The organism is Marinobacter subterrani (assembly GCF_001045555.1).
Lineage (GTDB): Bacteria > Pseudomonadota > Gammaproteobacteria > Pseudomonadales > Oleiphilaceae > Marinobacter > Marinobacter subterrani.
Genome location: NZ_LFBU01000001.1, coordinates 2,110,372 through 2,122,803, shown reverse-complemented (window position 1 = coordinate 2,122,803; position 12,432 = coordinate 2,110,372). Strand labels below are relative to the sequence as shown.

The 12,432-nt window shown below is 59.0% G+C and carries 13 protein-coding genes; 9 read left to right on the top strand and 4 right to left on the bottom strand.

Annotation, left to right across the window (positions count from 1 at the left end; all coding sequences use genetic code 11):
• The first annotated feature begins 19 nt into the window (after positions 1 to 19).
• Together msub_RS09980 and msub_RS09975 are read left to right on the top strand one after the other, a co-directional pair.
• Positions 20 to 448, top strand: coding sequence for an Lrp/AsnC family transcriptional regulator (locus tag msub_RS09980; protein WP_048497052.1), 429 nt, complete (start codon positions 20 to 22; stop codon positions 446 to 448).
• Positions 449 to 788: 340 nt separating this feature from the next.
• Positions 789 to 2,471, top strand: coding sequence for an AMP-binding protein (locus msub_RS09975; RefSeq protein WP_048495879.1), 1,683 nt, complete (start codon positions 789 to 791; stop codon positions 2,469 to 2,471).
• A gap of 127 nt (positions 2,472 to 2,598) precedes the next feature.
• On the opposite strand, the gene msub_RS09970 is transcribed toward msub_RS09975, so the two are convergent.
• Entirely contained in the window at positions 2,599 to 2,793 is a 195-nt protein-coding gene (locus tag msub_RS09970) for a hypothetical protein (RefSeq protein ID WP_048495878.1), read from the bottom strand.
• 135 nt (positions 2,794 to 2,928) lie between these two features.
• Here msub_RS09970 and msub_RS09965 point away from each other — a divergent pair, with 135 nt between their 5' ends.
• Positions 2,929 to 3,828, top strand: coding sequence for a LysR family transcriptional regulator (locus msub_RS09965; RefSeq protein ID WP_048495877.1), 900 nt, complete (start codon positions 2,929 to 2,931; stop codon positions 3,826 to 3,828).
• A 6-nt stretch (positions 3,829 to 3,834) separates the two neighbouring features.
• Here the strand turns inward: msub_RS09965 and msub_RS09960 are convergent, their stop codons facing one another.
• Positions 3,835 to 4,542 (bottom strand): transglycosylase SLT domain-containing protein, encoded by a 708-nt coding sequence (locus msub_RS09960; protein WP_048495876.1) that lies wholly within the window; start codon positions 4,540 to 4,542, stop codon positions 3,835 to 3,837.
• Positions 4,543 to 4,641: 99 nt separating this feature from the next.
• On the opposite strand from msub_RS09960, the gene msub_RS09955 reads away from it, so the two are divergent.
• Both msub_RS09955 and msub_RS09950 read left to right on the top strand, forming a co-directional pair.
• Positions 4,642 to 5,475, top strand: coding sequence for a DUF2059 domain-containing protein (locus tag msub_RS09955; protein ID WP_048495875.1), 834 nt, complete (start codon positions 4,642 to 4,644; stop codon positions 5,473 to 5,475).
• 84 nt (positions 5,476 to 5,559) lie between these two features.
• Complete coding sequence (locus msub_RS09950) at positions 5,560 to 6,762, top strand: M24 family metallopeptidase (RefSeq protein ID WP_048495874.1); 1,203 nt, start codon at positions 5,560 to 5,562, stop codon at positions 6,760 to 6,762.
• Here the strand turns inward: msub_RS09950 and msub_RS09945 are convergent.
• Together msub_RS09945 and msub_RS09940 are read right to left on the bottom strand one after the other, a co-directional pair.
• The gene (locus tag msub_RS09945; RefSeq protein WP_048495873.1) at positions 6,735 to 7,685 is read right to left on the bottom strand and encodes a hypothetical protein; all 951 of its coding nucleotides are present in this window, start codon (positions 7,683 to 7,685) and stop codon (positions 6,735 to 6,737) included. The two genes, msub_RS09950 and msub_RS09945, sit on opposite strands and share 28 nt — an antisense overlap.
• Positions 7,685 to 7,963, bottom strand: a complete 279-nt coding sequence (locus tag msub_RS09940; protein WP_048495872.1) for a peptidylprolyl isomerase — start codon at positions 7,961 to 7,963, stop codon at positions 7,685 to 7,687. The genes msub_RS09945 and msub_RS09940 overlap by 1 nt, the downstream gene beginning before the upstream one ends.
• A gap of 183 nt (positions 7,964 to 8,146) precedes the next feature.
• Here msub_RS09940 and msub_RS09935 point away from each other — a divergent pair, with 183 nt between their 5' ends.
• The 4 genes from msub_RS09935 (at position 8,147) to msub_RS09920 (ending at position 12,335) form a co-directional block, all read left to right on the top strand.
• Positions 8,147 to 9,733, top strand: coding sequence for an ABC-F family ATPase (locus msub_RS09935; protein ID WP_048495871.1), 1,587 nt, complete (start codon positions 8,147 to 8,149; stop codon positions 9,731 to 9,733).
• 179 nt (positions 9,734 to 9,912) lie between these two features.
• Positions 9,913 to 10,470, top strand: coding sequence for a DUF1415 domain-containing protein (locus msub_RS09930; RefSeq protein WP_048495870.1), 558 nt, complete (start codon positions 9,913 to 9,915; stop codon positions 10,468 to 10,470).
• A 215-nt stretch (positions 10,471 to 10,685) separates the two neighbouring features.
• Positions 10,686 to 11,417 (top strand): polyamine aminopropyltransferase, encoded by a 732-nt coding sequence (locus msub_RS09925; RefSeq protein WP_048495869.1) that lies wholly within the window; start codon positions 10,686 to 10,688, stop codon positions 11,415 to 11,417.
• A 15-nt stretch (positions 11,418 to 11,432) separates the two neighbouring features.
• The gene (locus msub_RS09920; protein WP_048495868.1) at positions 11,433 to 12,335 is read left to right on the top strand and encodes an NAD-dependent protein deacetylase; all 903 of its coding nucleotides are present in this window, start codon (positions 11,433 to 11,435) and stop codon (positions 12,333 to 12,335) included.
• Positions 12,336 to 12,432: the final 97 nt, after the last annotated feature.

The window sequence follows — 12,432 nt, the reverse complement described above, 5'->3', positions numbered from 1 at the left end:
AAAAAGCGGAAACAACAAAATGATAAATTCACAGGATCAGAAACTGCTGATGCTGCTCCGCCGTAATGCCCGGGCCAGCATCACCGAGCTGGCCCGGGCGATGCATGTGTCCCGTTCAACGGTGCAGAACCGGATCGCCCGCCTGGAGGCCAGTGGTGTCATTCGGGGCTATTCGATTCAGTTGGGTGGGGCGTTCTCGGCCAGCCAGGTTGAGGCCCATGTGTCCATCAAGGTTGTTCAGAAACTGACAGCCCGAACCAACATGGCCCTGGAGCAGATCAGCCAGGTAGCGCAGCTGTTTTCCGTGAGTGGCGAGTACGATCTGATCGCCATCGTTCAGGCCCAGTCCCTGGAGGAACTGAGCGCCGTTCTGGACAATATCGGTAACCTTGAAGGTGTGGAGCGAACCAACTCGGCCGTGGTGCTGGAAACGAAATTCCGCCGTTAGCGGTAGCTGGTTACCGGTGTTCAGGCTCCCAGCAGGCCTGCATAGGCGCAGTACAGAAATGCGCCGGAACCTACCAGGATGACGCCCCAGGCCGGAAAGATCAGGGAAGAGCGGGCTGATGTTCTCATAGTCATCTCCTGCAGTGATGAATTCTCTTACGCCCCACCCCTGACTGTAGATCAAACTTGACGGAAGTCACGCAAGGTTCTGAGAGACAGATCTCACCGGAGGATGAATTGGCCAATCGCACGGGCATTTAATGCTATTGAGCGGGCGGGGAATGCGGCTAGTATGAGGCAGACCCGGATTCTGAAGGACAATAACAAAAAAGGAGCCATTCATGGCGGTAGATCCCTGCAAGCAGACGTCATTGCACTGTCTTTACTACTGGGCTGATGAAACGCCCGATAGCGTATACCTGACTCAGCCATACCCCGATGGCCGTGTTGAGGATATCAGCTGGAAACAGGCTGCTGACCAGGTGTCCTGCATGGCGGCCCACCTGAACAGCCTGAACCTGCCTGAGCCGAGCAACATCGGCATTTTGGGCAAGAACAGCGCGCACTGGGTTCTGGCGGATCTGGCTATCTGGGCCGCCGGGCACGTGTCGGTGCCGCTGTACCCTACTCTTAACGGAGAAACGGCGGCCTACGTGCTTGAGCACTCCGAGGCGAAGCTGCTGTTCCTGGGCAAGCTCGATGGCACCGCTGATGGCTGGAACGACATCAGGAACCACATTCCTGAAGACCTGCCGATCATTTCCCTGCCCATGTCGCCACGGGACGACACGCCCGGATGGCTCGAAATCATTGCTGGCCAGACACCTGCCGAGCCCAGGCTGCCAGCCTCGGACAAGCTCGCGACCATTGTTTACACTTCCGGCAGTACTGGCCGGCCCAAAGGGGTGATGCACAGTTTCCGCACCATGATTTCGGTGGCCGACGGGCTGCAGCAACTGTTTCCGGTCTCCTCCGATGAACGCATGCTCTCTTATCTGCCGCTGGCCCACGTGGCCGAGCGGGCTGCGGTGGAAACCCAGTCCCTGTGTTACGGCTTTCACCTGTACTTCGCCAATTCCCTGGAAACCTTTCAGGCGGACCTGCAGCGGGCACGGCCGACGCTGTTTTTCTCGGTACCGCGCTTATGGATGAAGTTCTACCTTGGCATTAACGCAAAGCTGCCGCCGAAAAAGCAGAAGCTGCTGTTCAATCTACCTATTATTGGTGGCGCCGTTAAGAAGAAGGTTCTCAGACAGTTGGGGCTGGACCACTGCCGGGCCGCCCTGACGGGAGCCGCGCCACTGTCAGCGGAGATCGTCAACTGGTACCGCAACCTCGGGTTGGAATTGCTGGAGGTCTACGGGATGTCCGAGAACTTCGGCTATTCCCACGCCAATCGCCCGGGACAGGCCAGGGCCGGCTCGGTCGGTATGGCCAATCCCGGTGTCGAACATCGCATTGGCGAGGCTGGCGAGATCCAGGTGAAGAGCCCCGGGCAGATGCTGGGGTACTACAAGAATGAGGAAAAGACCCGGGAGGACGTCACAGAGGACGGCTTCCTGAAAACCGGAGACATGGGCGAGATTGACCGGGACGGCACGCTCCGGATTACCGGGCGGGTAAAAGACCTGTTCAAGACCTCGAAAGGCAAGTACGTTGTGCCGGTTCCCATTGAGAGCCGGTTTAGCCACCCCTGGGCTGAAGTGGTCTGTGTTGCCGGTGCCAACCAGCCGCAGCCCTGCATGATGATTCTGTTGTCTGATGAGGCGCGGGCGGAACTTTTGGCCGGGGCGGACCGGGGAGTGCTGGAGCAGGAACTGGCTGCGCAACTGGATGCGGTCAACGCCGGGTGTGAAGCCCACGAAAAAGTGGCATTCGTGGTGGTGGTTATGGAACCCTGGACCATGGAGAACGGCATGCTAACGCCAACCATGAAGATCAAACGGAATGTGATTGAAGACTTCTACAACCAGCAAATGGACGGCTGGTTCAGCCAGAAGAAAAAAGTGGTCTGGGAATTCTGATGGTCCAACGTAAAACGCCGGTGACTCCCTCGGGTCTCACCGGCGTTTTCAAATCCCTGTGGCTCGCGCCCAGCCTGTGTTTCCGGCCTGCGCGTTCCTCGCTCTCATGTCAGGCTTACAGGTTGGCTCAGTGGCCGCCCTGCATCTGTGTCATGTCCGGCGCAACGGTTGCTGCTTTCCGGTTGAAGCTCCGCATCTTGCGGCTGAAAAACTGAACCGCCTGCTTTGCCGCAGCACGGGTATACTGGCGCCTGACCTCAGCACTGTTGTGGAGGATACTGGACGGCAGCGGGTTTACGGTTGCGATATGGTTCTGAGTCATAGCGCCTTCCTCCTTTTCAATTCATTGGGTGGGTTAGTTAGGGATCTACCTTTAATTTACAAACTATTCTAAGGGTTCTTATTTGCAGCTTGAATACGTTAAAATCCGTACTCGCGTTGCAAATATGCAGTAACTATGGACTGGGATTATCTTCGATACATAAGAGCTCTGGCAATAGGTGGCACGCTCGCCAAGGCTGGAGAATTACTGGGTGTGCACCAAACCACAGTTTTGCGGCGGCTTGACCAGATGGAGGAGTCGCTGGGTGTGCAGTTTTTTGAACGAAGCCGGGATGGCTTGCAGCTTACACCCGCGGGCGAAACGGCGTTTCGGGAGGCCGAGCGACTGGCGGTCGAGATGGAAAATCTTGAGCGCAAACTGGTCGGTCAGGACTCCGCGCCAGTTGGTAAGGTGCGCCTGGCCGCCGAAGACGCCATGATGAACGAATTGCTCAGCCCGATCCTGGCGGAGCTGGTGCGGGAATTTCCGGACATTGAACTGGAAATCCTCACCGACAACGACGTGGCCAACCTCAGCCACCGGGAAGCGGACCTCACGCTTCGGCCGGAAAACAAGCCCCAGGCGACCCTGGAAGGGGAGCGGATTGCCGCCATCGAATCAGCGGTATATGGCGCCGCGAAATATTGCCGGCGCAATCGCAACATGGATCTCGAAAACCATCCGGAGAGTTGTCTCTGGATTATTCCCGACGAAACCTTCAGTCATCTGGCGACGGGCCGGTGGTATCGGAAGCACCTGAAGAGCGTGACCTCGGTTATTCGCTGCAACAGCCTGCAATCCATGCACGCACTGGCCAGGGCCGGCGCCGGACTGGCGGTGTTGCCCTGCTACCTGGGTGAGGGCACCCGCGAGCTTCGCCGCCTCTCCGATCCGCTGGATGGCGAAAGTGTGGATTTGTGGTTGCATGTCAACCAGGACACCCAGCAGATGGCCCGTGTCCGGATTGTGATGGAATATCTGGTGGAGCGGCTGCAGGCCCTCGAACCTCAACTGGAAATCAAGGCAGCGGTTTAACCGGCGTCATCCACAGAACGGCCAGAACTGGTACCAGCGCCAGCACTGGAATTCCTGTTCGCAGGTTTTCAGTTGATTGTCGTAGCGGAAAGCGCGGGTTTGAACCCGGGATGCCAGATCTGTCACGTCGGGCTTTTGCTGGTAGCTCCCACGGACATATCCGCCCCGGCCCTCGTGATAGGCGAGGTACAGGTTTCGTGGTGCGGTGAAGGCGATGCCGAGCTGCTGGTGGCTCAGGTAGTTGTACCAACCGACAAAATCCAGTGCGTATTCCATATCGGTGCGAACGGTAAACCAGTCCTCACCGTTGGCCTGCAGGTATTCCTGCCAGGCCGGGTCGAGCGCCTGGGCGTAGCCATAGGCGGTTGTCGGCCGGGTCCAGGGGATAAAGCCCCATAGCAGCGTGCGCGGCGGGCGGGCGTGGCTGCGGAAAGACGATTCGTAATAGACAAACGCCATCTGTGTCGCGATGGGGGTTCCCCAGCGCTGCTCGGATTCGCTGGCGTAGTCATACCAGACCGTATGCTCGCGAAAGATTTCACACAGGTTTTCCGGATTGGCGGGTGGATCCGGTGCCAGCAGGCTGAAACGCAGGGTGGCCCAGGTCCCCATCAGCAAGCCCAGTACCGGAAGCCCGTACCACCTGGCGCGGCTTTTCCATTTCTCGATGCCTGTCCGGCTGCGTTTGGCTTTTCGGCCCCGTCTTTTCCGCATTCCTACCAAACCGTCATCTCCGGGATCGCGGGATCGCTTGCTGCATGCATCACACCCATGGCATAAGGGAATCAACGCCATACTCGGGATGATAGGTAAATGAAGCACTTTCCCCTAATTAAACCTCTTTTAGTCACCGCCATGCTTTTTGCCGGTACGGCCCAGGCCACTACCGAGGCCCGCCAGGCGCTTGAGGCCTCGCCGGTGGACGACATTGTTGCCCGATACCCCGCCATGATGAGCCAGGGCATTCGGGATGGCCTGAAACGCAGTGGCCAGTTGCCGCCAATGGTGGCCGATACCATCGGGAATGTGGTGAGCAACAGCTTCAATGCCGCGGATATCGAGCAGCAGATTGTTACGGATTTGCAAAAAGAGCTGACGGACGCACAGCTTGAAGCCGTGCAGAACTGGTATGAAACGCCGGTTGCCAGGAAGATCTCGGCCGCCGAGATTGCCGCCTCGGCGCCTTCGGTCTGGCCCGAGATCCAGGCCCGAGCTCCGGAGCTGAACAGCAAGTACAAAGGCACCGCCAAGGCGGAGATGTTTGATCGCTTTGACCGCGCCTCCCGGGCTACTGAAAGCGCAGTGGATACGTCCATCGCCGTGCAGCTCGGGCTGGCAACCGCGATGGCCGCATTCAGCAGTGATTCGGCCAATTACGAGCAGCTCCGCCAGCGCATCGAAAGCCAGCGCAGCATGCTGACCGGTGTCATTGGCCAGCAGGTGTATGACAGTTATCTCTACACCTACGAGAAGATCGGTGACCAGGAGATGAATCTGTATCTGGAATTTCTGGAAAGCCCCGCCGGAGCGGCGTTCTCGAGGGTTGTGACCAACAGCATCCAGCAGGCGATTACCGACCCGATTGAATCCGTGGGGCGCCAGTTGACGCAGTTTCTTTCACCGGCGCCTGCCGCCAAAAGCCAGTAAATACGGCTGAACGTCTTCCAGAAGTTGTGAAAGTGCACATTAGGGTCCACGCTCCTTGGTAAGAGTAACCGAGGAGGTGCGACCATGGATTTTAACGCGTATCAGAAAGCGCTTCCGGCACAACTGCGGGGCTCTGAATGCCCCTTCGGTGCGGAAGAATTTGATCATCGGCTGGCCCGTGTGCGGGACCGGATGGCCGTTGAAGACATGGACGCGTTGCTGCTCACCGACCCTTCCGATATTTTTTACCTGACCGGCTATAGCACCTTTGAGGTGTCTGTTCATGTCGCCCTGCTGATCACCGGCTCAACGATGCTGTTGCAGGTGCCCTCCATCGAAATGGGGCCGGCTATGGTGACAACCCGGGTTACCAGCGTGCACGGCTACCGGTGGGAAGGCATTGGTGAGGTGCTGTCGCCGCTGATAGATGTCCTGAACGGGTCGGCGGATATTGTAGGCATTGATGCCTGGCACGGATCGCTCCGCCAGGGTGTGCTGGAAGGCCTGAAGGCGCGGCTTTCCAGCGTCCGGTTTATTGATAGCGGGGGGCTGGTCAAGAAGCTGCGCATTGTCAAATCGGCCGGTGAGATCGAGTTCCTGCGGGAGAGTGCGCGTATCACCGGAGAAGGTTTGAAAGCGGCGGCTGCGGCGGTTCGGCCGGGGTTAACGGATAATGACATCGCGGCTGTTGGTGCCCGGGCGCTCCTTGAGGCTGGTAGTGAGTTCATGAGCATGCAACCCATTGTTACCACCGGCCGGCGCAGCAGCATCATTCACACCAACCACAAACGCTACCGGATAGAGCAGGGCGAACCGGTGTTTCTGGAGTTCGGGTCGGCCTGGCAGCGCTACACAGCGCCCATGATGCAGACCGTGGTGGCCGGCACGCCGACCCGGGAAATGCGCAGGGTATTCGACGGCTGCCGGCGCATTGTCGATGCCCTGCTGGCGGCAGTAAAACCGGGCGTGGCCTTTGACTCCGCCGCCCAGGCTGCAGAGAAAGCCCTGGCATCCCTGGCCGACACAGTGTTCTTTTCCGGCGTTTTCGGTTACACCGTTGGCGCCCAGTTCCCGCCGTCCTGGGTGGAGGGTTCGGGGTTCATCGCCCGGGGCGGCAACACGGAGTTCAGCTCCGGCATGGTGTTCCATCTCCCGATTTGCCTGCGGGTGCCGGGGCAATGGGGCATCGGCTGCAGTGAAACCATCCTGGTGACCGGGAGCGGGGCTGAGCCGATCACCGCCAATCCCTGGACGCTGGATCAGTCAAGCGTCAATGCCAGCAGGTAAACCGACCTGGGCTCGGGCAGGCGCGTGGCAAACAGCCCGAGCCTGCGCACCTCACTCATATCCATGGAGCGCTGCTCCGGCGCCTGCTCTATGGCTGCCAGCGGTATTGTGACGGTGTTGACGCCGGGCTGCAGATCCAGCCGGGAGTTGAAGCGGTCATTGTAGGCATTGGCGCTCCGGTCATGTTCCACATCGTTGATCCGAAGGGTCATCGAAAGGGGGCGGGTGCCGGGATTGAACAGAGTCAGGGACAAGGTGGCGAATCCGCGCCAGTCGGACGGAAAGTTGTCCAGCGAAACGCCCGAGTAGGCTTCCGTGCCCAGATCGATTCTCAGGCTTTTGGAGCCTTCCAGTGCGTGGGCTTCCGAGGCGGTGAGTGGCCCGCTCCAGAAGGCTGAGGGCTTGTCCAGCCGGAAATCGTAGAGGGCGGGTAGCTGGCGGGTCATCTGGAATTGCCGGGCGACCACCTGCGCAACAGAGGCAAGTTCAAACAGCAGCAAAAGCGCGGTGATGGCGGCCATCAATTGTTTGCCGGCGGCTTTCCGGTTTTCCGAAACGAGCAGAGGGCGCCAGGCTATAATCAGCCAGCTGCCGATCAGGTTTCGGAGCAGATCCCGCCACTCCATATCGAGGTGCTGTCCGTACTGCAGGAGTTCGATGGCGATTCCCATGGCCAGCAGGACACCGGTCACCACCAGCCAGAGACGCCAGCCGTACAGCCATTGCCAGGGCTTTACGGTGAGGGTCAGAAGGGCAAAGAGCAGGATGTGGCCAAGATTCCAGGCCGATTTGTAAACCGGGCCTGAGGACCAGTCCGGGCCACCAACAAACAGAAATGGAGCAATCAGGAGTGAGGTTACACCGGCCAGCAACTGAAGCTGCCGACCGGTGCAGGGCATTCCCGGTGTGGTGCCCGGAATCATCAGCTGCGGCTGGTCACTTCCAGCAGGTGGTAGCCGAACTGGGTCTTGACCGGGCCGATCACGGTGTTCAGTTCGCTGTTAAATACCGCCTTGTCGAACTCGGGGACCATCTGGCCGGGGCCAAAGGAGCCCAGGTCGCCGCCATTGCGGCCGGAAGGGCAGGAGGAGTGCTGTTTGGCTACTTCTGCGAAATCCTGGCCACCTTCGATGGCTTTCTTCAGTTCTTCACATTTTGCTTCGCTGTCTACCAGAATGTGGCGTGCGGTTGCCTGTGCCATGATCAATGTCCTGTGGTTGGATGAATGGGTATACCAGAACCGGAATGCTGCCCGCACAGCCCGTCGGAGGCAAGCGCTTTTTATCCGTGTTTCTGCGGTCTCACGATTGCGCCTGCAAACCTGTACAATGCCGGCTTTCTTTTCGCCGGCGCCCGGCCGGCCTCACATCGACAGGTTTGTTTCTTGATCTCCACCGCCAATATCACCATGCAATTCGGGGCCAAGCCCCTGTTTGAAAACGTGTCCGCCAAATTCGGCAACGGCAATCGCTACGGCCTGATCGGGGCCAACGGCTGCGGCAAATCCACCCTGATGAAAATCCTGGGTGGCGACCTGGAGCCGTCCGCAGGCCAGGTCATGCTGGAGCCTAACGTCCGGCTGGGTAAATTGCGCCAGGATCAGTTCGCCTATGAGAGCAGCTCGGTCATCGACACCGTGATCATGGGCCATGAGGAGCTGTGGAACGTCAAGAAAGAGCGCGACCGCATCTACTCGCTGGCCGAAATGAGCGAGGAAGACGGCATGGCCGTGGCAGACCTGGAAGTGCAGTTTGCCGAGATGGACGGCTACACGGCCGAAGCCCGCGCCGGCGAACTCCTGCTGGGCCTCGACATCCCGCTGGAGCAGCACAACGGCCCCATGAGTGCCCTGGCGCCGGGCTGGAAATTGCGGGTACTCCTGGCCCAGGCCCTGTTCTCCGATCCTGATGTGTTGCTGCTGGACGAGCCCACCAACCACCTGGACATCAACACCATCCGCTGGCTGGAAAATATCCTGGTGGCCCGCAACAGCACCATGATCATCATCTCCCACGACCGCCACTTCCTGAACAGCGTGTGCACCCACATGGCGGATCTGGACTATGGCGAGCTGCGCCTGTTCCCAGGCAACTACGACGAATACATGACCGCCGCCACCCAGGCCCGCGAGCGCATGCTGTCGGACAACGCCAAGAAAAAGGCCCAGATTGCCGAGCTGCAGCAGTTCGTCAGCCGTTTCTCCGCCAACGCCTCGAAAGCCAAGCAGGCCACCTCCCGTGCCCGCCAGATCGACAAGATTCAGCTGGAAGAGGTCAAGCCCTCGAGCCGGGTGAGCCCGTTTATCCGTTTCGAGCAGGGCAAGAAACTGCACCGCCAGGCGGTCACCCTGAGAGATCTCTACAAGGGCTTTGGTGAAGAATGTGTCTTGTCGAAACTGAACCTGCAGATCGAAGCGGGTGAACGGGTCGCCATCATCGGCCCCAACGGCATCGGCAAGACCACCCTGCTGCAATGTCTGGCCGGCAAATATGAGCCGGATTCCGGAGAGGTAAAATGGACCGACAGCGCTGAAGTAGGCTATTTTGCCCAGGACCATACTGCCGACTTCGACTCCGACGACACCCTGAGCGACTGGATGGCCCAGTGGACCAAGGGTGGTGAGCAGCTGGTGCGTGGCACCCTCGGGCGGATGCTGTTCTCCGGGGACGATATCGGCAAATCTGTGCGGGTGATCTCGGGCGGCGAGCAAGGGCGTATGCTGTTCGGCAAGCTGATTCTGCAGAAGCCGAATGTGATGCTGATGGATGAGCCGACGAACCACCTGGATATGGAGTCCATCGAGGCGCTGAACCTGGCGCTGGAGAACTATCCGGGGACCCTGATTTTTGTCAGTCATGATCGGGAGTTTGTTTCTTCGCTTGCGACCCGGATTATTGAGCTGAAGTCTGATGGCATTACTGATTTCAGTGGCAGCTATGATGACTATCTTCGGAGTCAGGGGTACCTTTGAGTTTTGACCTCGGGGTGGCGGCCGGGCGGGGCTGGCTTCCCAAAACCCGCTCCTTCGGCACGTCCATGTGACGCTTGAGCTCCGCCATCCATGGCTCCGCACAGTTTTGGGAAGCCAGCCCCGCCCGGCCGCTCGTACTTCTGAGTGGCCTTCAAATGAATAAAGGAAACCTCAAGAGCATGGGTGAGAAAGAGATTATCAGCGCAACCCGCAAATGGGTCGAGGACGTGGTTGTCGGGTACAATTTGTGCCCGTTTGCCAAGCGGGAGTTGGTCCGGAACCGGGTGCGGTTTGTGGTGTCGGAAGCTGAATCAGAGGACGAGCTGCTGCAGGCTCTGCACTCGGAGCTTCAGCGGCTGGAAGACGAGCCGGAGATTGAAACCACACTGTTGATCCATCCGGGTGTATTGCGGGAGTTTGGTCCCTACAATGAATTTCTCGATGCCGCCGATGGTTTGTTGTCGTACCTGGATATGGAAGGCGTGTACCAGATTGCCAGTTTCCATCCAGATTACCAGTTTGCGGGCACCGAGCCGGATGCGGCGGAGAATTACACCAATCGTTCACCGTTCCCGATGTTGCATCTGCTAAGGGAAGCTAGCCTGGAAGCGGCGATTGACAGCTATCCGGATGTGGACGGGATCCCCGAGCGGAACATTGCGCTTATGAACGACCTGGGTCCGGAAAAGATGCGAAACACTCTGCTGTCCTGTTTTGGCAAGCGAAGTTCAGAGTAGGTAGGGGAGTAAGGGGAGAGCACGGTTGGGAGGCTGTTTTCAAAACTGTGCGGAGCCATGGATGGCGGAGCCCAAGCGTCACAGGGATGTGCCGCAAGGAGCGTGTTTTGAAAACAGCCTCCCAACCGTGCCTGCACGGAGTGTCGGGCTAAAAGAGGGAAGCTCCCAAGTTTGGGATTCCCGAGAACTCGAATAGAACAGAAGAGCCACGCAACATGGGACTGCTTTTCGAGCAAATCGACAGCCAGCCTTCGGTGATTGGTGAGATCACTCTTCGCCGGCGGCGGATACCGGCGATTGGTGACCGGGATATCTATGAAGTGAAGCTGGGCGAGGAATTCCTGATGTCCAGCATGTTTGTGGATGCCGAAGTGGCCCTCTCTGATATCGGGCTGAGGGAAACCGAGGGTGACGACCTCAGTGTGGTTGTCGGCGGCCTGGGCCTGGGTTACACCGCCGTGGCGGCGCTCAGGCATGAGCGGGTTGCCGAGCTGCTGGTGGTTGAATACCTGGAGCCCGTCATCGGCTGGCACCAGCAGGAACTCGTGCCCCTGGGCAAAGACCTGAACGCCGATCCACGGAACCGCTACGTCCATGGCAGCTTCTTCGACCTTGCGATTGCCGATCCCGAGAACGGTGGTTTCGATCCGGAGAACCCCGGTAAACAATTCGATGCCATTCTCCTGGATATCGACCACTCACCCCGGGCCCTGCTGCACGACTCCAGCGCCAGTTTCTACACCGTCAATAACCTCCGCCTCATGGCCCGGCAACTCAAGCCCCGGGGCGTGTTTGCCATGTGGTCCAACGAGGGCGAGGATGACGAGTTCATGGCCGTGTTGAACGACGTCTTCATCGATGTTGCCTGCCATGTCGTATCCTTCTTCAATCCGTTCCAGAACAGGGAATCGTTCAACACCGTGTATGTGGCCCGCAAGCCGGGTTGAAAAACCGGAGTTTGTATGCCTGTGACGACCCATCGAAGCCGCCCGTTCAGCTCCAGTCAGCGCCTGCCCGATCCTGAGCAGCCGCCGGTGTTGCATGAGCCGGATGAGGCGGGGCAGATGCTGGCGGCGTTTATCCAGCGCTATCCCAGGCTGCTGATTCTGACCGGCGCGGGGGTCAGTACCGATTCCGGGATTCCGGATTACCGGGACGGCGACGGCGCCTGGAAGCGCAAGCAGCCGGTTCAGCACAAGGCCTTCATGGAAGACTTCCACACCCGCCAACGTTACTGGGGTCGCAGCCTCATTGGCTGGCCGGTGATGCGCAATGCCACGCCAAACCTTTCGCATCATTACATCTCGGACCTGGAACTGCTCAACCACAGCAGTCTGGTGGTCACCCAGAACGTGGACCGGCTGCATCAGAGAGCCGGAACCCGCGCGGTGACGGATCTGCATGGCCGGGCGGATGAGGTGGTGTGTATGACGTGCGGTTACCGTTGTCCGCGGGACGAGGTGCACGACCGGTGCGCCGATCTGAATCCCGGGTTCCGGAAGTATACGGCGGATACAGCACCGGATGGCGATGCTGATCTGGAGGTGGATTTCTCGGATTTCCGCCCGGCGGACTGCCCGAAGTGCCAGGGTATCCTGAAGCCGGATGTGGTGTTTTTCGGCGATTATGTGCCCAAAGACCGGGTGTATGGGGCACTGGATGTGCTCAAGGCCAGTGATGGCCTGCTGGTAATTGGTTCGTCACTGATGGTGTATTCCGGGTTCCGTTTCTGCCGGTATGCCAACGAGTGGGGCAAGCCCATGGCGACGCTCAACCTGGGCCGTACCCGGGCCGAGGCATTGGTCGACCTGAAGCTGAATGCCCGTATCGGGGAAACCCTGGCCGCGGCGCTCAAGCAACTTTGACGAAGCCGGGGTCAGATGAAAGCGTTCATCTGACCCCACATTCACTCAACCCGCCAAGTCGGGGTCAGATGAACGCTTTCATCTGACCCCATGTTCA

Excerpts from the sequence above, each read along its gene's own strand:
- msub_RS09970 (WP_048495878.1), bottom strand. The coding sequence starts at position 2,793 with ATGACTCAGAACCATATCGCAACCGTAAACCCGCTGCCGTCCAGTATC.
- msub_RS09925 (WP_048495869.1), top strand. The coding sequence starts at position 10,686 with ATGGGACTGCTTTTCGAGCAAATCGACAGCCAGCCTTCGGTGATTGGT.
- msub_RS09945 (WP_048495873.1), bottom strand. The coding sequence starts at position 7,685 with ATGATTCCGGGCACCACACCGGGAATGCCCTGCACCGGTCGGCAGCTT.
- msub_RS09975 (WP_048495879.1), top strand. The coding sequence starts at position 789 with ATGGCGGTAGATCCCTGCAAGCAGACGTCATTGCACTGTCTTTACTAC.
- msub_RS09940 (WP_048495872.1), bottom strand. The coding sequence starts at position 7,963 with ATGGCACAGGCAACCGCACGCCACATTCTGGTAGACAGCGAAGCAAAA.
- msub_RS09960 (WP_048495876.1), bottom strand. The coding sequence starts at position 4,542 with ATGCGGAAAAGACGGGGCCGAAAAGCCAAACGCAGCCGGACAGGCATC.
- msub_RS09955 (WP_048495875.1), top strand. The coding sequence starts at position 4,642 with ATGAAGCACTTTCCCCTAATTAAACCTCTTTTAGTCACCGCCATGCTT.
- msub_RS09965 (WP_048495877.1), top strand. The coding sequence starts at position 2,929 with ATGGACTGGGATTATCTTCGATACATAAGAGCTCTGGCAATAGGTGGC.
- msub_RS09930 (WP_048495870.1), top strand. The coding sequence starts at position 9,913 with ATGGGTGAGAAAGAGATTATCAGCGCAACCCGCAAATGGGTCGAGGAC.
- msub_RS09920 (WP_048495868.1), top strand. The coding sequence starts at position 11,433 with ATGCCTGTGACGACCCATCGAAGCCGCCCGTTCAGCTCCAGTCAGCGC.
- msub_RS09980 (WP_048497052.1), top strand. The coding sequence starts at position 20 with ATGATAAATTCACAGGATCAGAAACTGCTGATGCTGCTCCGCCGTAAT.
- msub_RS09950 (WP_048495874.1), top strand. The coding sequence starts at position 5,560 with ATGGATTTTAACGCGTATCAGAAAGCGCTTCCGGCACAACTGCGGGGC.